This window comes from Bradyrhizobium acaciae (genome assembly GCF_020889785.1).
Lineage (GTDB): Bacteria > Pseudomonadota > Alphaproteobacteria > Rhizobiales > Xanthobacteraceae > Bradyrhizobium > Bradyrhizobium acaciae.
In genome coordinates, this window is sequence record NZ_JACMYK010000045.1 from 31,561 (window position 1) to 49,844 (window position 18,284).

Sequence of the window (18,284 nt, forward strand, 5' to 3'; positions counted from 1 at the left end):
ATGGAACCTGTGCGAATGCGTCATCGACAATCGTTACATCTGGCGCCGGCTTTGCGAACTACGTCACATATCGCGGATCTCGTTCTTCGACCATTGTCGCGCGGACACCATGTTGCCAAGGCAGATGGCGGCGCGAATGCGCTGGATGCAATTGTCAGTTTGCGATGGGGATGCGCGCCAGCGATCTCGCGACGCGGACTGTCCGAGCTCTGCGCTTCGTTCCGCCCTCTCACTTCATAGAGGGAGCAGGGAAAGCCGGGTGCCGATCGCACCCATGGGCCCCGTGCAAAGGTAGAAAGCACGGGGGTAGGACCACAGGTGTAACCGGAGCAATCCGGCTTTCCCTGCGCAATGGGTTACGGCTTATACATGCTCTCCCCGGCGAGACTTGGCTTTGTTGTCACCGCCTTCGCAAAAACGCTTACTCGTTTTGCGAGAGGACACCTGCCACTAGGGCGTCAGGCCTGCACGATTTCGCCGTCCGCGTCACGCGCATTCGTCGACTGCGCGTTTCGCGTCCACCGCATCTCACGCCGCGTTCGTGACGATCGCGAAGCGCCCCTCGATCGGGTGAGACGGATTATTTATACACCGAGCTATAGTTCTGATAAAGCGAAATATCTTTGTCGCGGGGGCTTGCGCCGTCGGGCAACTCAGATGTAAGGGCCGGCGCGTTTCCATCCTTCGTCATTCCCCGCTGAGCAATTGCGCACCGGGGAATGACGGAGAGAAAACACATCACTCCGCCTTCCGCGCCGTCCCGTGCCCAAGCTGCCGTGAGATGTCGTTCGCACAATCGCGCAGCGCGTCCGCGATGGCGCTGTCCCAGCCGGCGTCGAAAGTGCCCTCCGGTCCCATCGCGGTGATGACCAGAGCGACATGACCGGCGTGATCGAACACCGGCGCGGCGAAGGCGTTGACGCCGGGCAGGGGATCGCCGATCGCCCGTGCGAGCCCGTGGCTGCGCACCTCGGCCAGCATCTCGGTGGTCTTCGAATTGATTGCCTCACGCTTGGGATTGTAGCCGACGCCGAGGCGATCGAGGCCGCTGTCGAGCGCGGTCTTGACGGCGTTCGGCGGCATGAAGGCGGCGAAGGCGCGACCGGTCGCAGTCTCGAGCAGCGCCACCACCGATCCGACGCGCATCGCGATATGCACGGGATGGCTCGGCTCCTCGAGCCGCACCACGGTCGCGCCGTGGGTGCCCCAGACCGACAGCGACACCGCGTGATTGATGCTGTCGGCGAGCGTAGCGATCCGCGGCGTCGCGATCCGCACGGCAGAGAGCCGGCGCAGGCTGATCAGGCCGAGCTCGAGCGCCAGCGCGCCGATCTCGTAGCGGCCGGTGGTCTCGTCCTGCTCGATGAGGCCGATGCGGGAAAAGCTGACGAGATAGGGATGCGCCTTGGCCGGCGGCATGCCGGCTTCGCGCGCGAGATCGCGCAGCATCATCGGTTCGCCGCTGCGGGCGAGCGCGCGGAGCAATTCACCGCCGACCTCGATCGACTGTATGCCGCGGCTTTCTCTCGTCATCTGCTCGCCATGTGATCTTGCCAGCTCTTTCGACAACGTCCTTATACGGCGAGAAAGCCTCCGTCGACGGGCATGGTCACGCCGTTCACATAAGACGCCAGCTCCGACGCCAGGAACACCACCGGACCGACCAGCTCCTCCGGCTGCCCGACGCGGCCGAGCGGCGTGCGGCCCAGAAATCCGGCGAGCCGGGCAGGGTCGTTGCGGGTCTCCTCGGTCATCGCCGTTTCGATTACGCCGGGCGCGATTGCATTGACGCGAATGCCGTCGGCGGCAAGCTCGCGGGCAAGCGCCTGGGTGAAGAGCTTCACGCCGCCCTTGGACGGCGCATAGCCGAGCGTATCGGCGACGCCGAGAAAGGAGGCGATCGAGCCGAGATTGATGATCGCGCCGCGGGTCTCGCGCAGCGCCGGCAGGAAAGCGTGGGTGACGTTGAACGTCCCGGTCAAATTGACATCGAGCACCCGCCGCCAATTGTCGTGGGCGCGCGGCGAAGTGATGCCTTCACGGATGATGATGCCGGCATTGTTGACCAGGATCGCGATCGGCCCGACCTCGCGCGCCATCTGTTGCGCCAGCGCGGAGCATGCCTCCGCATCGGTGACGTCGAGTGCGAACGGCCAGGCGGCGCGCCCGCGCAGGCGAATGTCGGCCGCGGTCTGCTCGGCGCCGGCGAGATCGATGTCTGCGACCGCGACATCGGCGCCATGTGCCGCGAGGCCGAGCGCGATGGCGCGTCCGTTGCCATGTGCGGCGCCGGTGACGAGCGCGCGCTTGCCCGCAAGCAGGTGCGCCGTTGTGCTCATGCCGCGCTTCTCTCGGCCGCGGCGCCGGCGATGTGCTTGCCCGCGATATAGCCGAAGGTCAGCGCGGGGCCGAGCGTGATGCCGGCGCCGGGATAGTTGCCGCCCATGATGCTCGTCATGTCGTTGCCGGCGGCGTAGAGGCCGGCAATCGGCTGGCCGTCGGCATCGAGCGCGCGGGCGTTGGCATCGGTCCGGATGCCGGCATAGGTGCCGAGATCGCCGATCACCATCTTGATGGCGTAGAACGGCCCGTGCTGGATCGGTGCGATGCAGGGGTTGGGCCCGTGCAGCGCGTCGCCCTGGTAGCGGTTGTAGGCGCGCGAGCCCTTCCCAAAGGCAGGATCGCGTCCCTCGGCCGCGGTCGTGTTGAACGCCGCGACAGTTGCCTCGAGCGCTCCGGCGTCGATGCCGGCCTGGGCGGCAAGCTCCGACAGTGTCGCGCCGCGCTTGAGATAGCCGGTCTTCAGATGATGGCCGAGCGGCATCGGACGCGGCGGCACGCAGCCGAGGCCGTATTTGCGCAGCGTCTCGTGATCGCAGACGAGGTGCGCCGCGATCTCTTCGCCGGGCTTCGCCGCCTTGATCATCGCCTGCACGAAGTCGTGGTAGGAATTGCCTTCATTGGCGAAACGCTTGCCGTCGCGCATGACAGCGATCACGCCGGGTTTGGCGCGATCGATGAAGTGCGGCATCACGCCCTTTGAGCCGTCCTTGCGCGTGGTGACGGAGACCGGCACCCAGGCCGCCGCATTCGGCAGCGAGTCGTCGACGCGGCCGCCGGCGGATTCCGCAAGCCGCAGGCCGTCACCGGTGTTGCCCGTCGGGCCCGGCGAGTAATGCTCTTTTCCAGTGGGCGCATGCGGAAACATCTTCTGCCGCCGCGCGACGTCATGCGGAAAGCCGCCGCAGGCGAGCACTACGCCGCGTTTGGCGTTGACCCGGATAGTACGGCCCTCGCGCATCACGATTGCGCCGCGCACCACGCCGTTCTCGACGATCAATTCGCGCACCGGCGAATTGAGCCAGAGCGGGATCTTGAGGTCGAAGGCGGATTTCGCCAGCCGTCCGGCCAGCGCATTGCCGTTGGTCAGCGTCATGCCGCGGCCGTTGCGCATCACGTCTAGCGCGTGTTTCGACAGCCGCTTGGCGACATAGGCCGCCGACGCCAGCGACCGCGTCGCGCGCATGAAATGCACGATCTCCTTGCCGGAACCGAGCATCATTCCGAACACGGTGAGTTCGGGCAGGGGGCTGCCGAGATCCTTGAGGGCATCGCCGAGCTCATGGGCGTCGAACGGCCGCGTCACCATCGAACGGCCGCCTTGCGCGCCGCCGGGCGCTTCCGCGTGGTAGTCCGGGAAGGTCAGCGGCATGTCGAAACGAACAGCGGTGCTGGTCGTGAAGAAGTCGACCGCCTTTGGCCCTTCGGTCAGGAACGCATCGACGCGGGCCGCGTCGAAGCTGTTGCCGGCTTCATGGCGCAGATAGGTTTTTGCCTGATCAGGACTCTCCTCGATGCCCCAGGCCTTGGCCAGCGAGGTACCGGGAATCCACAGCCAGCCACCGGAGCGCGCGGTGGTGCCGCCGAAGCGCGGCTCCTTCTCGACCACCAGGACCTTCAGGCCGTGATGGCCGGCGGTGACCGCTGCCGACAGCCCGGCGCAGCCGGAGCCGACGACAAGCGCATCGCATTCATACGTTTCTTGGTTGGCCACGCGATCGATCCTATTTCTTGAGCAGCGGGCACTTCGACTCGGAGACCGGACGATAGGCGTCCTCGCCCTTCACCGTCTTGATGATGTCGAGATAGTCCCACGGCTCCTTGGATTCCGAGGGCTTCTTCACCTTCGCCAGATACATGTCGCGGATGACGCGGCCGTCCTCGCGCAGTTTGCCGCCATGCACGAAGGTGTCCTCGATGGGCAGCTCGCGCATCTTGGCCATCACCGCCTTGGGATCGTCGGTGCCGGCGGCCTTGATCGCCTTCAGATAATGCAGCACCGAGCCGTAGACGCCGGTCTGGATCATGGTCGGCATCACGTTGGTGCGGGCGAAGAACTTCTTCGACCAGGCGCGCGTCTTGTCGTCCATATTCCAGTACGACGCCGTGGTCATGTAGGTGCCCTGCGCGGCATTGAGGCCGATCGCATGCACGTCGGTGTCGAACATCAACAGGCCGACCAGCTTCTGGCCGCCCTGCACGAGGCCGAACTCACCGGACTGTTTGATCGAATTGTCGGTGTCCTGGCCGGCATTGGCGAACGCCACCACGTCGGCCTTCGAGCTTTGCGCCTGCAGTGCAAAGGACGAGAAGTCGGCGGTGTTGGTCGGATGCTTGACGCCGCCGAGCACCTTGCCGCCCATCTCGTTGATGAAGCGCGTCGCGTCCTTCTCGAGCTGCTGGCCGAAGGCGTAATCCGCGGTGATGAAGTACCAGGACTTGCCGCCTTCCGCGATCACCGCCGACGCCGTGACCTTCGACAGTGCGTAGGTGTCGTAGGTGAAGTGCACGGTGTTGGGGCTGCACAGCTCGTCGGTCAGCGAGCTTGCGCCGGGGCCGGACAGCAGCGCGATCTTGTTGCGCTCGCGCACCATGTTGTGCACGGCGATCGCGATGCCGGAGTTGGGAATGTCGACGACGGCGTCGACCTTGTTGTTGTCGAACCAGCCCCGCACGATCTGCACGCCGACATCGGTCTTCATCTGGTGGTCGGCTGAAATGATCTCGATCGGTTTGCCGAGCACGGTGGGGCCGAATTCCTCAACCGCCATCTTGGCCGCCTCGACCGAGCCCGGGCCGGAATTGTCGCGGCCCCAGCTCGACAGGTCTGTCAGCACCCCGATGCGCACGACGTCATCGGAAATCTGGGCGTGCGCGGCCGTCGTCATTGCCGCGAGAATGGCTGCCGCCAAGAAATGTCTCATCGTTCCTCCTCCTGGATGTCCGCATTCTTCGGCGGGTTATCTTATGATTAGGAATTATCTAATCAGTTTGTCAATGGCGAATTAAGTGTGTGAATGATGTCACAAAGCTGGCCATCGAATGGCCCACTGCTTCACATTTGGTGAGTAGGCGCTTACATGGCTCATCCGGGACGGCGCCGCGGCGATCTCGCGGCAGTGCCAGGTTGCTATGAAACAGGGGAGTTTCGCGGACGGCGACGCACTTCGCCGCCCGGGCTGAGCCACCCGTCTCGGGTATTGGCTCCTGCGGGGCGGTGCATCAAGAGCGTCGGCGGGCTGCGATCATAGACGGATCATGTTGAGACAGCTCTTCGCGCCGCAGCTCGTCATTCTCTACGTGCTGGCGGCTTCTACACTTTACGTGCACTTCCGCGGCAAGCAGCGGCTGCGCTTCGCCCGCCAGCTCGGCGATCATTCGACCTACCTCGCGCCTTACAACGTGCTGATGTATGCGGGCTCCGCGGTATCAAACACGCCGGTGATCCCGCTCGAGCAATTCCCCGAGCTGAAGAAGCTTTCCGACAATTGGGAGATGATCCGCGACGAAGCCACGAGGCTGTTCGACGAGGGCTTCATCCGCGCCGCGGCCAAGAACAATGATTGGGGCTTCTACTCGTTCTTCAAGAGCGGCTGGAAGCGGTTCTATCTGAAATGGTACGACGATTTCCTGCCGTCGGCGCGCACGCTGTGCCCGAAGACGGTGGAGCTGTTGAATTCGATTCCCAGCGTGCATGGCGCGATGTTCGCGATGCTGCCGCCCGGCGGCAAGCTCGGTGCCCATCGCGATCCCTTCGCCGGCTCGCTGCGCTATCACCTCGGCCTCGTGACGCCGAATTCGAATGAGTGCCGCATTCTCGTCGACGGCGTCGAATGCGTCTGGCGCGACGGCGAGGCCTTCATGTTCGACGAGACCTTCATCCACAGCGCCGAGAACAAGACCGACGTCAACCGCATCATCCTGTTCTGCGACGTCGAGCGCCCGATGAAGTACGGCTTCATGACGGCGATGAACCGCTGGGTCAGCCACAACATCGTCAAGGCGTCGGCGACCCAGAACGTCGACGGCGAGCATGTCGGCGCGCTGAACAAGGTGTTCGGCAAGCTCTACGAGGTCCATCTCGCCAGCCGCAAGGTCAAGGAGTGGAATCGGAACGTGTATTACACGCTCAAATATTCCGCGACCGCGCTGCTTCTCGGCCTGATCGTGATGTCGGCGCTGCGCTAAGCGCGCGCGGTCTTGCCGCGCTGAAAGCAGAAGCCCCGGAGCGCGTTCCGGGGCTTTTTTTGGAGGCGTGAGCGGTGAGCCGTCACGGCGTCAGTCGCGCTCGAAAACCCTGGCGCCCGGGTAGACCCGCCTGGCGTACGCGACGACCCACTCCCGGTTCTGGCTCTCCAGGAATGGAGTTCGGATCTTGCACGACCCGACGATGAGGTGCCACAGGCCATCCAGCTTCTGAATGTTGACGATCATTTGAGTGTTCCTCGAAGAACCCGGGTTCCAGTAGCCATTGGTCTCGTGACAGTCTTGCGATTCACGCCTCGGAGCAGTGATCCTGATCACAGATTTCGGAACGCGGCTCGCGCCCGAGAGTTGCTATGGTTGGCCGTGCTCCGCAGAGAGATTGTGGCCGTGCACCCGTCGGAATAGCCGCGAGTTTAGAAATCTCCGTCCATCGCTCAACCGTGCGAGCGTAAGCACAGGGCATCACAAGGAATGAGAGAAGCATACCAAGGTATGTTGATTCTTGTCCGGCGGCGTAGCGGGACTGCGTTGTCGGGACGATCGCTCATGGCCCCTTAGCCGGAATTCCGCCGGCCGGCCCACTCTTCCACGAGAGGCATCTCGCCGGCCGCAACGTCGGGCGCCGTTCAACTTTGCGCGGCGCGGTAGCTTCGCGCTCCGATCCGTTACACGGGCGTGATAAAGTCCCCTCAGGCATTTCGCGTTGAAGGGGACCTTGTCATGTCGGAGATTACCGGAGCTTTCGCGACCACGGCGTTGAGCGGCTACGAGCTATTGGCCGATCCGCAGTTGAACAAGGGCACCGCGTTCTCCGAGGCCGAGCGCGAGGCGTTCGACCTGCATGGCCTGCTGCCGCCCAATATCCTGACGCTGGACGAGCAGGTCTCGCGCCGTCTGGAGGCGCTGCGCGGCTACGAGACCGACATCGAGCGCTATGCCTTCCTGCGCGAATTGCAGGACACCAACGAGACGCTGTTCTACGCGCTGCTGGTCGGCAACCTGGAAGAGCTGCTGCCGATCGTCTACACGCCGACCGTCGGCGAGGGTTGCCAAAAATTCAGTCGGCTGTTTCGCAAGCCGCGCGGGCTGTTCCTCAGCATTCCGCACCAGCACCGGATCGACCGCATTTTTGCCCATCCGCGCTTCGATCACGTCGAGGCGATCGTCGTGACCGACGGCGAGCGCATCCTCGGCCTCGGCGACCAGGGCGCCGGCGGCATGGGCATCCCGATCGGCAAGCTCGCACTCTATACCGGCTGCGGCGGCCTGCATCCGGCGACGACGCTGCCGATCATGCTCGACGTCGGCACCGACAATCCGGACTGCCTGGCCGATCCGCTCTATATCGGCTGGCGCAACGAGCGCGTCCGCGGTCAGCAATATGACGACTTCATCGAGGCTTTCGTCTCCGCGGTGGTGAAGCGCTGGCCGCGCGTCCTGCTGCAGTGGGAGGATTTTGCCAAGAACAACGCGACGCGGATGCTCGAGCGCTATCGCGACCGGCTCCTGACCTTCAACGACGACATTCAGGGTACCGCGGCGGTCGCAACCGGCGCCTTGCTCTCGGCGATCAACGTCACCGGCGTGCCGCTCACCGAACAGCGTGTCGCCGTGTTCGGGGCAGGCTCCGCCGGCTGCGGCATCGCGAGCCTGATCCGCGCTGCAATGGTCGATGCCGGCGTGTCGGAGAGCGAGGCGGCGAAACGCTTCTTCATGGTCGACCGCGACGGGCTGCTGCTCGAGGGCATGAGCGGGCTCGCCCCGTTCCAGCTTCCGTTCGTGCAGAGCAAGCAGGCAATCGCGGGCTGGCAGCTCAACCATCCCGACAAGATCGCGCTGCTCGACGTCGTGCGCAACGCCGAGCCGACCGTGCTGATCGGCGTCTCTGGCCAAGCAGGCGCATTCTCCGAGCCGATCGTCCGCGCGATGGCCGAGTGCAACAAGCGGCCGGTGATCTTCCCGCTGTCCAACCCGACCTCGCGCGAAGAGGCGACGCCCGGCGATATCGAGGCGTGGACCGAAGGGCGGGCGCTGATCGGCGTCGGCAGCCCGTTCCCGCCGATCACGCGCGACGGCGCGCGCTTCAAGGTGGACCAGACCAACAACTCCTACATCTTCCCGGGCGTCGGCGTCGGCGCGCTCGCGGTGGGCGCGAGCCGCGTCAGCGACGGGATGTTCATGGCCGCCGCCAAGGCGCTGGCCAGCGTCTCGCCGGCGCGCAACAACCCGAAGCACAATCTGCTGCCGCCGGTCAGCGCGCTGCGCGACGTCGCGCTGACGGTTGCGCTGGCGGTGGCGCTCCAGGCGCACAAGGAAGGATTGGCCAAGGATATTCCGATCGACCAGGTCGAGACGCGTATCCAGGCCAAGATCTGGACCCCGAGCTACGTGCCGTATCGGCGCAGCGACCGGCCCTAGAGCCGGACGCCTGCGTCCTGTCGAGTCCGTGCGCCTTGGCCTGACGTGATCCGGCCAAGGATGATCGCGCCAACGCCGAAGCAAACACAGAGCGCGCAGACCGACGCCCATCCGCCGAGCGCCCAGGCGACGCCGGCAAGCGCGGATCCTGCGGCTCCGCCGATGAAGAATAATCCCGTATAGAGCCCGTTGAGGCGGCCGCGGATGTCGGGGCGCAAGGAATTGACGGCGTGCCGCCCCAACGTCTGATCGCCGATCACACCGAGGTCGATGACGATCGCGGCCAGAACCAGCAGTAGCAAGGCGATGCCGCGGTGCGTTGCCGGATCGAAACCCAGTCGATCCGCACCGAAAACGAGCGCAAGACCGGATCCGGCGACCACGCAGCCATGTGCAAGGCGCGTCGCCGTTTCGTCGAGACCACGGTCGGCGGCCCATCCGGCAACTGGCGCCACCAGCACCCCACCGATACCCGCAAGGGCAAACGCGCCGATTCCGACCTGTCCCAGTCCGAATGGAGGCGCCGCAAGCAGAAGCGGGACGCCGGTCCAGAACGCACCGAAACTGCCCATGCATAACGCCTGGCACGCAGCACGCCGTTGCAGCGCCGGCTCGCTGCGGAAGACCTTCCATAGCGACGAGAGCAGCCCGGGAAAGCTCAAACGGCTGGCTTGCGAACCGGCCGGCACGATCATCGCACTGCCGATGCAGACGACCGCAAGCGCGGCGGCGTCGACGAGATAGGCCCCACGCCAGCCGAAGAGGCTGGCCGACAGATTGGCGCTCGGTCGCGACAGCAGAACGCCGATCATCAGCCCGCTCATGATCCTGCCGATCACGCGGCCGCGCGCCGATTGCTCGGCCAGACTGGCCGCCAGGGGAACCACCATTTGCGTGGCGCTTGTGGTCAGTCCCACGGCAAAGATGCTGAGCAGGAAGAGCGTCGCCGAGGGCGACCAGGCCGCGGCCGCCAGCGCGATGGTCCCGGTCAGGAGCGTCGTCAACATGACGGAGCGCATCGGGAAGATATCGATCAGGGGGACGAGCAGCACCAGTCCGGCGGTGTAGCCGAGCATCGGCATCATGGCGATCAGGCCGGCGGCGCCTGCCGTCAGCTCGAATGACGCGGCGATTGGAGCCGAGAGCGATTGCGCGGCGAACAGCGGCAGCACGATCACCGCGATCGCCGCGCTCAGTGCTGCTGTGAGAGCACTCTGCATGGTCGAGGAGTCCAAAGCGCTCAATGTCTATAGCGGCTTCATGAGATCTGCGGAGGTCGCATCTCGTGGCGCGATATAGATCGCGAGCAGGGTCGCCGGCTCGGTCGAACTCGGGTTGCGCGAGACGCGATGAATGGCTCCGGCCGGCTCCCACCAGGCTTCGCCGGCGCTGTAGGTGCGTTCGGGACCATCGCCGACCTGCGAGGCCACCAGGCCCGAGACGACGTAGGCCATCACTCCGTTGGCATGGACATGCGCCGGCGATCCCGTTCCCGGAGGGTAGGTCACCTCCACGAGCGTGATGACGCGCGCGGGATTGCCCGGCAGGTCCTGCTTGATCACGTCACGTCTGGAGGACTGCCTGGTCCCCGATGCGGCATGTTGCTGCTGCGCATCGGCGTTAGAACTTCGCCCGGCGGCAACGACCGCAAGCAGCGCTGCGATCGAGGCGCGATTGAAGTCCCGTCGAGGCATGGTGGATTTCATATCGAAAGCTCCTGATGTTGTTCGAGGCCACCGATCTAGCGATGGAATGGTCTATCCATAAGGGCCAAGAAGCTGCATATTGACTGGGCCATGACCAAGCGACTGAACAGACCGGCGACCGATCTGGTGCGAAGCGGCGGCACCCCGCTTTCGCGCCAGCTTTACGAGCGCTTCCGCAGCGCGATCGCGACCGGGCAGCTTCGGCCGGGCGACCGGCTGCCTTCCATTCGCGGTCTTGCCGACGAGCTAGCAATGGCGCGCGGCACGGTCGACGCCGCCTATGCCATGCTGGCCGGCGAGGGCTACATCGTCACACGCGGTCAGGCCGGCACGATCGTCTCGCCGGAGTTGCGCGACGCCGTGACGCTCGATGACGTCGCGAAATTTCCCGCCCGGTCCACCGGCCGGCCGGGCGCGCGCGGCGAACCTCTGCTGCTGCAGATGGGATTGCCAGCCGTCGATCTTTTTCCGCGCAAGCTTTGGACGCACCTGATTGCGCGAGAGGCTCGCCGGAGTTCCGCGGCAGACATGATGTATCCCGATCCGGCCGGCTACGAGCCGTTGCGGCAGGCGATCGCGGCCTATCTCGGCTCTTCCCGCGGTATCGCCTGCGATTGGCGCCAGGTGCTGGTGACGAACGGGTTTCAAGGCGGCCTCGATCTGTCGCTGCGTATCCTGCTTCGGCGCGGCGATCGCGTGTGGATTGAAGATCCCTGCTTTCCGCCGGTGCGATCCGCGCTCGAGATGGCTCGCGCGAAGCTGGTCGCCGTGCCTGTCGATGCCGAGGGAATGCGCGTCACCGAAGGAGTGAAGCAGGCGCGGCGAGCAAGAATCGCGGTCGTAACGCCCTCGCATCAAAGCCCATTGGGAGTGTCGCTTTCATTGCCGCGCCGCATGGCGTTACTCCGGTGGGCGGACCACGCGGACGCCTATGTCATCGAGGATGACTACGACAGCGAGTTCCGGTTCGTTGGTCGACCGCTGCCGGCGTTGAAGAGTCTCGATCGCGGACAGCGCGTGATCTATTCGGGCACGTTCAGCAAGACGCTCTTTCCTGGATTGCGGCTCGGCTATCTGGTCTTGCCGGACCGGCTGCTCGACACCTTCATTGCGATGGGTGCCGGCCAAAGCAGTGGCCTCAGCACGTTCTCGCAGCGGGTCGCTGCGGGCTTCATGGCGGACGGCCACTTCGCGCGACATCTGAAGCGAATGCGGAAGCTGTATGCCGCGCGCCGCGCTGCCCTGGCGGCCGCGCTGAATACCGAATTCGGCGGGCGCATCAGGGTTGAGCTGCAGCCGGGCGGTATGCATTTGTTGCTTCGGTTTGTAGGCCGCGTGCGCGATGTGCGGCTCGCGCAGCTTGCCCGGGCCGATGGATTTGGCGCCGAGCCGCTGTCCAACCGCAGCGTTCATCATGACTGCGGGCAGGGTCTGCTGGTTGGTTTCACCAATGTGGCCGAGGCAGACGCGCCTGCGATCGCGAAGCGGCTCAGGCGTGCGATCGAGCCCGTGACCGCGCGGCGAGCGCGGACCGACTAAAGTTACCGACTAAAGTTCTAGGCTTCGCGTTCCATTCTGTTGGAACCTTCGGCGCCGCGATGTCGTTCGTACTCAAACGACCCGAACAGTCAAAATCCATCCGGGGGCTTCAAGGGAGACGCTCCCATGACGACACTCGGTCCAACGCTTGGTCTAACCTCCGGCCTCGACGCCGACCAACTCACCCCAGCCGAGCATCAGCTCCAGCTGCGCCGCGCAGTCATCGCCTCCACGGTCGGGACCGCGATCGAATGGTATGACTTCTTCCTGTACAGCACCGTCACGGGCCTGGTTTTCGCAAAGCTGTTCTTCCCGCATTCCGACCCCTGGGTCGGCACGCTGGAAGCCTTCGCCATCTATGCGGTCGGCTTCATCGCGCGGCCGATCGGCGCGGCGATCTTCGGGCACTATGGCGACCGCATCGGTCGCAAGTCGACGCTGATCGCGACCCTGCTTCTGATGGGCCTCGCGACCGCGGCGGTCGCATTGGTGCCGACCTATTCCAGCATCGGGATCTGAGGCGCGGTGATCCTCACCGTGCTGCGCTTCATCCAGGGTGTCGGCGTCGGCGGCGAATGGGGCGGCTCGGTGCTGATGTCGATGGAATGGGCCCGCAACGATCGCTCGCGCGGGTTGATCGCGTCATGGCCGCAATTCGGCGTGCCCTGCGGGCTGTTCCTCGCCAATTTTGCGGTGCTGGCCTTCAGCCAGATGTCGGGCGACCAATTCCTGGCATGGGGCTGGCGCGTCCCGTTCGCGCTCAGCATCATCCTGGTCGGCGTCGGCCTCTACATCCGGCTCGGCATTCTGGAAACGCCGGTGTTCACCAGGCTGATGGCCGAGCGTCGGCTCGATCCCACGCCGATGCTGACCGTGATCCGCGACCATCCGAAGGAGATCCTGCTGTCCGCCTTCGCGCGGATGTCCGAGCAGGCGCCGTTCTACATCTTCACCGCCTTCGTGTTCTCCTACGGCGTCGGTACGCTGCAGATGTCGCGCGACTTCCTGTTGACCGCGGTGCTCGCGGCCTCGGTGCTGTCGTTCGTCTCGATCCCGCTGTGCGGGCATATCTCCGATCAGATCGGACGCAAGAACATGTACATGATCGGCGCTGCCGTGACCGGCGTGTTCGGCTTCATCTACTTCGCGATGCTCAACACCGGATCGGAAGCGATCATCTTCCTCGCGATCTTCCTGTCGCTGATTCCGCACGACATGCAGTACGGCCCGCAGGCGGCCCTGATCGCCGAAAGCTTCACCGGACGGCTGCGCTACAGCGGGGCCTCGCTCGGCTACCAGCTCGCATCTGTCATCGCCGGCGGTCCTGCACCGCTGATCGCAGCGTGGCTGTTCGGGACCTATCATTCGTCGACCGCGATCGCGGTCTATATCGCGCTCTGCGCCGTCATCACGCTGGTCGCAACCGCGCTGATGACCGACTACACCGGCAAGGACATCAATGCTGCGGCTGCGCATCAGCGATGAGAGAAAGCAAGGGAGGAAACGATGGTGAAATGGCGAAAGGAATCCGCACTTGATCTCTACAGCCTCGCCGCAGCGATCTTCCTGGTTGCCGCGCCGTGGCTGTTCGCGCATGCCAACCCGGCGGCGGCGATCGATCTGAGGATCAGCGGCGCAGCGATCGCGATCATGTCGCTCGCGGCGATCGTTGCGTTTTCGATCTGGGAGGAATGGATCAATCTGCTCATCGGATGCTGGCTGATCGTCTCACCATGGCTGCTCGGCTTCACGCACACCCGCGCGATGCATTTCAGCATCGCCGCGGGTGCCGTGGTCGCATTCATGGCGCTGCTCGAGCTATGGCTCGAGTACGAGAAGGCGCATCTCGGGCAGGCTGCATCGCAGGCAGCCGAAAGGCATTAGGACCTGCCCACCGCGAGGAGGATGCTAGCAGCCGCGGCAGATGCCCCTGATCTTGCGATCGACGATCGCATCTTCCTGATCGATGATCTGTTGCGACGTCGATGTCGCGGCGGGAATGTCGGCGGCGCGCGGTTGGCGATGGCCGACCGGCGCCAGCCACGGCCGCGTCGCGGTTTCGTTTGATGCATAGGCGTTGGGCTCCTGGACTGTCGGCTGTGCGAAGCAAGAGCTCGCCGTTGCCGCCGACAGGATTGCAGCCAGGCTCAGTCCTTTGCCGAGTCGTCGCCTCATTCGTCGAAGATCGATCATGAGAATCTCCATGCCGTCATCGCCGCGTTTGCACGCGGCCTTGATGAAATGGAGTGCCTCGGTCGTCCCGGTATTCCCCGATCCAGCTGATGTGATGCGGCGCTCGCGGTTCGGTGATCGTGCGTGATGAAATAATTTTGCAGCGTTGACGCTCCTTGATCACAGGAGCCGAGATTGGTCGGCTTCACCCATCGTGCGGAGAAATCCTATGACCAAATTGACCTTCGCTGCGCTCGCGCTGGTTGCGGCAGCTGCGTATTCGGCTCAGGCGTCTGCCGCCGGCAGCAATGCTGCGGCGCGGCGCGCTCATGCTTCGATGACGACGACGACACCGGTCAGCAGCAAGACGACCGATTGCGTGCGCGCGCCGAACGTCGGATCGTTCGCAACCGCACCCTTCACCGAACCGCCCTGCATGCCCGGCACGATGCGCTGACCATCCGCAGCGGAAAGCCCCGGGCCCTGGGGGCCGGGGTTTCCCGGGCATGTGGGTCGTCGGGATGCGACCGGAATTGAGCGTGACCTACCTCACAGGCAGGCAGCTGCGATCATGCGAAGGGTGCGGCGTCGGAGCCGGCGCATGGTGCCCGGCCCGAGTTCAAGGAGACGTCGCATGACACGCAAATCGCTTGTTGCTTTCGCTGCCGTTGTCGCGTTCGGCGTGACCGCACTGGGCTCCGCACAGGCGGGCGGACTTCACATGGCGCCGCCGAAGAATGTCGGCGCGAAACTGCCCCCGGGCGGTTCGGGCGGCCCGCATCGCCAGCCGGTCGATCCGCCGCCCTATCTCGGAACTGACTACAGTGGTGACAGTGCGGGCGGCAGCGGCGGCGGCGGGTATTTGGGCGACCCCAATCATCCCGGCCACGAGCAATTCTGAAAAAGCAAACGGCCCCGAACCAGGTTCGGGGCCGCGGTCTGCTGATGGATCGGATCCGGAGACTACTCCGGCTTGCCGATCGTCACCGCGAGCTTGCCGACGCCGTCGACACCGCATTCGATCTTGTCGCCAGGCTGCAGCTGCGAGACGCCGGCGGGCGTGCCGGTCATGATGATGTCGCCGGCGGCGAGCTTCACCTGCTGCGACAGCTGCCAGATGATTTCGGGCACGTTCCAGATCAGCTCGGTGAGGTCGCCCTTCTGCGCTTCCTTGCCGTTGACGGTGAGCCAGATCTTGCCTGCGGTCGGGTGACCGATCTTCGAGGCCGGCTGGATCGCGGAGCAGGGCGCGGAATAGTCGAACGACTTGCCGACCTCCCAGGGCCGCTCCTTCTTGCGCGAGGCGATCTGCAGGTCGCGGCGGGTCAGGTCGATGCCGACGGCATAGCCGTAGACATGTTCCAGCGCCTTGTCGGCGGGAATGTTGAGCCCGCCGCTCTTCATCGCCACCACCAGCTCGACCTCGTGATGCAGGTCCTTGGTCAGCGGCGGATAGGGGATCGTCGCACCGTCGGGCACCAGCATGTCGGCATGCTTGCCGAAGAAGAACGGCGGCGCGCGCTCGTCATTGCCCATCTCCCTGATATGCTCGAGATAGTTGCGGCCGACGCACCAGATGCGGCGGACCGGATAGGTGCCGGATTCGCCGATGACGGGAAGCGAGGGCTGCGGGGGAAGCGGAATGACGGTGGAGGCGGCGTTCATATGGGTCTCGCTGCTCTTGGGGTGAATCGGATCTAGCCGGTGGCGCTGATCGGCGCCAGTGCCAGCGGTGACGGGTCGTGGTGATGCTGCAGCCGGAAGAACGAGGCGTAGCGGCCGCCGCGGCGCAGCAGCTCCTCGTGACGCCCGCGCTCGACGATGGCGCCGCCCTCGACCACCAGGATCGCATCGGCATGCATGATGGTGTGCAGGCGGTGCGCGATCACGATCGTGGTGCGGCCCTGGCAGAGATGCTCGATCGCTTCCTGCACCTGCTTCTCGGACTCCGAGTCGAGCGCGGCAGTGGCCTCGTCGAGCAGGATGATCGGCGCGTTCTTGATCAGCGCGCGGGCCACCGCGATGCGCTGCCGCTGCCCGCCGGACAGTTGCGTGCCGTGCTCGCCGACCGGCGTGTCATAGCCGAGCGGGAAGCTCATGATGAAGTCGTGCGCGCAGGCAGCCTTGGCGGCGTCGATGATCTCGGCCTCGGTGGCGCCCGGCTTGCCGAAGGCGATGTTGGCGCGGATGGTATCGCGGAACAGATAGACGTCCTGGCCGACATAGGCGGTCTGCCGGCGCAGCGACTTGCGCGACACCTGGGAGATCGACTGTCCGTCGATCAGGATCTCGCCCTCGCGCGTCTCGTAGAAGCGCAGCAGCAGCGCGAGCACGGTCGATTTGCCGCCGCCGGAGGGGCCGACCAGCGCGGTGACCTTGCCTGGCTCGGCTGTGAAGCTCATGCGGTTCAGCACCGGCTCGCCGGGCCGATAGCCGAAGCTGACGTCGCGCAGTTCGATCCGCGCGTCGGTGAGCTTGAGTGCCGGCTTGTCGTCGTCGGCCTGTTCGCTCGCCGGGCTGTCGACGACCTCGAGCAGCATCCGCGCGCCGACCAGCTGGCTGTTGAGGTCGATGTTGAGCCGCGCCAGGCGCTTGGCCGGCTCGGTCGCCATCAGGAAGGCGGTCAGGAACGTGAAGAACTGGCCCGGCGTGGAACCGAGCGCCACCACGCTGTAGCCGCCATAGAGCAGGCAGCCGGCGACCGCGAAGCCGCCGAGCATCTCCATCAGCGGGTTGGAGCGGTTGGCGACATGCGCCATCTTGTTGGCGTTGCGCTCGACGATCGCGATGTTCTCGTCGATCCGCTGCTGCATGGTATCTTCCAGCGTGAACGCCTTCACGGTGCGGATGCCCTGCAGCGATTCCTGCATCGTCTCCATGATGTCGGCGGTGCCGGTGAACTGGTTGTAGGCGAGGCCCTTGATCCGCTTCACCAGCTTGCGCAGCACCAGCATCGCCGGCGGCACCGCCACGAGCCCGATGAACGACATCAGCGGGTCCTGCCAGACCATCACGGCGACCATGCTGATCAGCATCAGGAAGTCGCGGCCGATCGCATTGACCAGCATGTTGAGCACGTCGGTGATCGACTTGGCGCCGGCCGTGAGCCGCGCCAGGAATTCCGATGAGTGCCGCTGCGAGAAGAAGCCGATGCTTTCACTCATCAGCTTGGCGAACAATTGCCGCTGGTTCCGCGCCAGGATGGCGTTGCTGATCTTCGACAGGATCACCATGTGGCCGTAGGTCGCCACGCCCTTGATGAACAGCAGCAGGACCGTGATCCCGGCGAACATCGCGATGCCGGGGATGTTCTTGTCGACATAGGCCTGGTTGATCACCTGGCCGAGCACGTAGGTGGCGCTGGCCGTCGAGCCGGCCGCAACGGCCATCAGGGCGAACGCCGTCAGATAGCGCCGCCAGTAGGTGATCCCCTGTTCCGTGACCAGGCGGCGAATCAGGATCGCCGCGCCATAGGGATCGTCGGTAATTTTCTTTGGAAACTGAGCCATCCGCGTTCCATTGACGGCGGGCAGCGCCGGCCATCAGGGTTGCGGACCTCCTTGCCCGCTTGGCGGGGCTTTTTCAAGTATAATAACAGCGTGATAACGGCTTGATTTTTAGGCCGATTCTGCCTGTCGCGCCGGAGTCTCGCGCTCCCTGAACAGCTTCTCCTCCCAGGCCAGCGCGTGGCTCGCGATGGTCTCGAGATCATCGTAACGCGGGGTCCAGTCGAGCAGCGAGCGGATCCGTCTGGTATCGGCCACCATGGTCATGATGTCGCCGGGCCGGCGCGCGGCGTAGGCGACCGCGAAATTGCGCATCGAGACCCGGCGGACCGCTTCGATGGTCTCGAGCACGGAATAGCCGCGGCCGTAACCGCAATTCATCGTCACCGACTGCCCA

General features: G+C 64.8%; 16 protein-coding genes and 2 pseudogenes. 7 read left to right on the forward strand and 11 right to left on the reverse strand.

Annotated features, from left to right (window positions below):
• Nucleotides 1–738 precede the first annotated feature (738 nt).
• Genes H8A92_RS18970 through H8A92_RS18985 form a run of 4 tightly spaced genes read right to left on the reverse strand, consistent with a single transcriptional unit; the run spans nt 739 to nt 5,264 of the window.
• Nucleotides 739–1,533, reverse strand: a complete 795-nt coding sequence (locus H8A92_RS18970) for an IclR family transcriptional regulator (protein WP_229197170.1) — start codon at nt 1,531–1,533, stop codon at nt 739–741.
• Between the two features lie 41 nt (nt 1,534–1,574).
• Nucleotides 1,575–2,339 (reverse strand): SDR family NAD(P)-dependent oxidoreductase, encoded by a 765-nt coding sequence (locus H8A92_RS18975; protein WP_229197171.1) that lies wholly within the window; start codon nt 2,337–2,339, stop codon nt 1,575–1,577.
• Entirely contained in the window at nt 2,336–4,054 is a 1,719-nt protein-coding gene (locus H8A92_RS18980; protein WP_229197172.1) for an FAD-dependent oxidoreductase, read from the reverse strand. Before H8A92_RS18980 ends, H8A92_RS18975 begins: the two co-directional genes overlap by 4 nt.
• A gap of 10 nt (nt 4,055–4,064) precedes the next feature.
• The gene (locus H8A92_RS18985; protein ID WP_163160319.1) at nt 4,065–5,264 is read right to left on the reverse strand and encodes an ABC transporter substrate-binding protein; all 1,200 of its coding nucleotides are present in this window, start codon (nt 5,262–5,264) and stop codon (nt 4,065–4,067) included.
• A gap of 334 nt (nt 5,265–5,598) precedes the next feature.
• Between H8A92_RS18985 and H8A92_RS18990 the strand changes: the two genes are divergently transcribed.
• Nucleotides 5,599–6,528: an aspartyl/asparaginyl beta-hydroxylase domain-containing protein gene (locus tag H8A92_RS18990; protein ID WP_229197173.1), complete on the forward strand. Its 930-nt coding sequence runs from the start codon at nt 5,599–5,601 to the stop codon at nt 6,526–6,528.
• A 90-nt stretch (nt 6,529–6,618) separates the two neighbouring features.
• Here H8A92_RS18990 and H8A92_RS18995 read toward each other — a convergent pair whose 3' ends face one another.
• Complete coding sequence (locus tag H8A92_RS18995; protein ID WP_229184314.1) at nt 6,619–6,774, reverse strand: hypothetical protein; 156 nt, start codon at nt 6,772–6,774, stop codon at nt 6,619–6,621.
• A gap of 492 nt (nt 6,775–7,266) precedes the next feature.
• Here H8A92_RS18995 and H8A92_RS19000 point away from each other — a divergent pair, with 492 nt between their 5' ends.
• Nucleotides 7,267–8,964, forward strand: coding sequence for an NAD-dependent malic enzyme (locus H8A92_RS19000; RefSeq protein WP_229197174.1), 1,698 nt, complete (start codon nt 7,267–7,269; stop codon nt 8,962–8,964).
• Here H8A92_RS19000 and H8A92_RS19005 read toward each other — a convergent pair.
• Together H8A92_RS19005 and H8A92_RS19010 are read right to left on the reverse strand one after the other, a co-directional pair.
• Nucleotides 8,961–10,184 (reverse strand): MFS transporter, encoded by a 1,224-nt coding sequence (locus tag H8A92_RS19005; RefSeq protein ID WP_229197175.1) that lies wholly within the window; start codon nt 10,182–10,184, stop codon nt 8,961–8,963. The genes H8A92_RS19000 and H8A92_RS19005 overlap by 4 nt on opposite strands.
• Before the next feature lie 27 nt (nt 10,185–10,211).
• Nucleotides 10,212–10,670 carry a cupin domain-containing protein gene (locus H8A92_RS19010; RefSeq protein WP_229197176.1) on the reverse strand — a complete coding sequence of 153 codons (459 nt, stop codon included), beginning with the start codon at nt 10,668–10,670 and terminating at the stop codon, nt 10,212–10,214.
• Nucleotides 10,671–10,796: 126 nt separating this feature from the next.
• On the opposite strand from H8A92_RS19010, the gene pdxR reads away from it, so the two are divergent.
• The 3 genes and pseudogenes from pdxR (at nt 10,797) to H8A92_RS19025 (ending at nt 14,093) form a co-directional block, all read left to right on the forward strand.
• Complete coding sequence (gene pdxR, locus H8A92_RS19015) at nt 10,797–12,209, forward strand: MocR-like pyridoxine biosynthesis transcription factor PdxR (RefSeq protein ID WP_229197177.1); 1,413 nt, start codon at nt 10,797–10,799, stop codon at nt 12,207–12,209.
• A 126-nt stretch (nt 12,210–12,335) separates the two neighbouring features.
• Nucleotides 12,336–13,694, forward strand: a pseudogene (locus H8A92_RS19020) (MFS transporter).
• Between the two features lie 21 nt (nt 13,695–13,715).
• Nucleotides 13,716–14,093: an SPW repeat protein gene (locus tag H8A92_RS19025; protein ID WP_229197178.1), complete on the forward strand. Its 378-nt coding sequence runs from the start codon at nt 13,716–13,718 to the stop codon at nt 14,091–14,093.
• A 24-nt stretch (nt 14,094–14,117) separates the two neighbouring features.
• Here H8A92_RS19025 and H8A92_RS19030 read toward each other — a convergent pair whose 3' ends face one another.
• Nucleotides 14,118–14,402 carry a hypothetical protein gene (locus H8A92_RS19030; RefSeq protein ID WP_229197179.1) on the reverse strand — a complete coding sequence of 95 codons (285 nt, stop codon included), beginning with the start codon at nt 14,400–14,402 and terminating at the stop codon, nt 14,118–14,120.
• Nucleotides 14,403–14,610: 208 nt separating this feature from the next.
• Between H8A92_RS19030 and H8A92_RS19035 the strand changes: the two genes are divergently transcribed.
• On the forward strand, nt 14,611–14,838 hold the full coding sequence (locus H8A92_RS19035; protein WP_229197180.1) for a hypothetical protein: 228 nt from the start codon (nt 14,611–14,613) through the stop codon (nt 14,836–14,838).
• 177 nt (nt 14,839–15,015) lie between these two features.
• Nucleotides 15,016–15,282: a hypothetical protein gene (locus H8A92_RS19040; protein WP_229197181.1), complete on the forward strand. Its 267-nt coding sequence runs from the start codon at nt 15,016–15,018 to the stop codon at nt 15,280–15,282.
• A gap of 62 nt (nt 15,283–15,344) precedes the next feature.
• Here the strand turns inward: H8A92_RS19040 and H8A92_RS19045 are convergent, their stop codons facing one another.
• The 3 genes and pseudogenes from H8A92_RS19045 to H8A92_RS19055 all read right to left on the reverse strand — a co-directional run.
• Nucleotides 15,345–16,046: a fumarylacetoacetate hydrolase family protein gene (locus tag H8A92_RS19045; RefSeq protein WP_229197182.1), complete on the reverse strand. Its 702-nt coding sequence runs from the start codon at nt 16,044–16,046 to the stop codon at nt 15,345–15,347.
• Nucleotides 16,047–16,078: 32 nt separating this feature from the next.
• Nucleotides 16,079–17,890, reverse strand: coding sequence for an ABC transporter ATP-binding protein (locus tag H8A92_RS19050; protein ID WP_229197183.1), 1,812 nt, complete (start codon nt 17,888–17,890; stop codon nt 16,079–16,081).
• A 108-nt stretch (nt 17,891–17,998) separates the two neighbouring features.
• A pseudogene (locus H8A92_RS19055) lies at nt 17,999–18,284 on the reverse strand (UDP-glucose 4-epimerase GalE); the annotation flags it as partial.

Coding starts and splice junctions, on each gene's coding strand:
- H8A92_RS19010 (WP_229197176.1), bottom strand. CDS start 10,670: ATGAAATCCACCATGCCTCGACGGGACTTCAATCGCGCCTCGATCGCA.
- H8A92_RS18970 (WP_229197170.1), bottom strand. CDS start 1,533: ATGACGAGAGAAAGCCGCGGCATACAGTCGATCGAGGTCGGCGGTGAA.
- H8A92_RS18990 (WP_229197173.1), top strand. CDS start 5,599: ATGTTGAGACAGCTCTTCGCGCCGCAGCTCGTCATTCTCTACGTGCTG.
- H8A92_RS19000 (WP_229197174.1), top strand. CDS start 7,267: ATGTCGGAGATTACCGGAGCTTTCGCGACCACGGCGTTGAGCGGCTAC.
- H8A92_RS18985 (WP_163160319.1), bottom strand. CDS start 5,264: ATGAGACATTTCTTGGCGGCAGCCATTCTCGCGGCAATGACGACGGCC.
- H8A92_RS19005 (WP_229197175.1), bottom strand. CDS start 10,184: ATGCAGAGTGCTCTCACAGCAGCACTGAGCGCGGCGATCGCGGTGATC.
- H8A92_RS19040 (WP_229197181.1), top strand. CDS start 15,016: ATGACACGCAAATCGCTTGTTGCTTTCGCTGCCGTTGTCGCGTTCGGC.
- H8A92_RS19025 (WP_229197178.1), top strand. CDS start 13,716: ATGGTGAAATGGCGAAAGGAATCCGCACTTGATCTCTACAGCCTCGCC.
- H8A92_RS18995 (WP_229184314.1), bottom strand. CDS start 6,774: ATGATCGTCAACATTCAGAAGCTGGATGGCCTGTGGCACCTCATCGTC.
- H8A92_RS19045 (WP_229197182.1), bottom strand. CDS start 16,046: ATGAACGCCGCCTCCACCGTCATTCCGCTTCCCCCGCAGCCCTCGCTT.
- H8A92_RS19050 (WP_229197183.1), bottom strand. CDS start 17,890: ATGGCTCAGTTTCCAAAGAAAATTACCGACGATCCCTATGGCGCGGCG.
- H8A92_RS18975 (WP_229197171.1), bottom strand. CDS start 2,339: ATGAGCACAACGGCGCACCTGCTTGCGGGCAAGCGCGCGCTCGTCACC.
- H8A92_RS19035 (WP_229197180.1), top strand. CDS start 14,611: ATGACCAAATTGACCTTCGCTGCGCTCGCGCTGGTTGCGGCAGCTGCG.
- H8A92_RS19030 (WP_229197179.1), bottom strand. CDS start 14,402: ATGATCGATCTTCGACGAATGAGGCGACGACTCGGCAAAGGACTGAGC.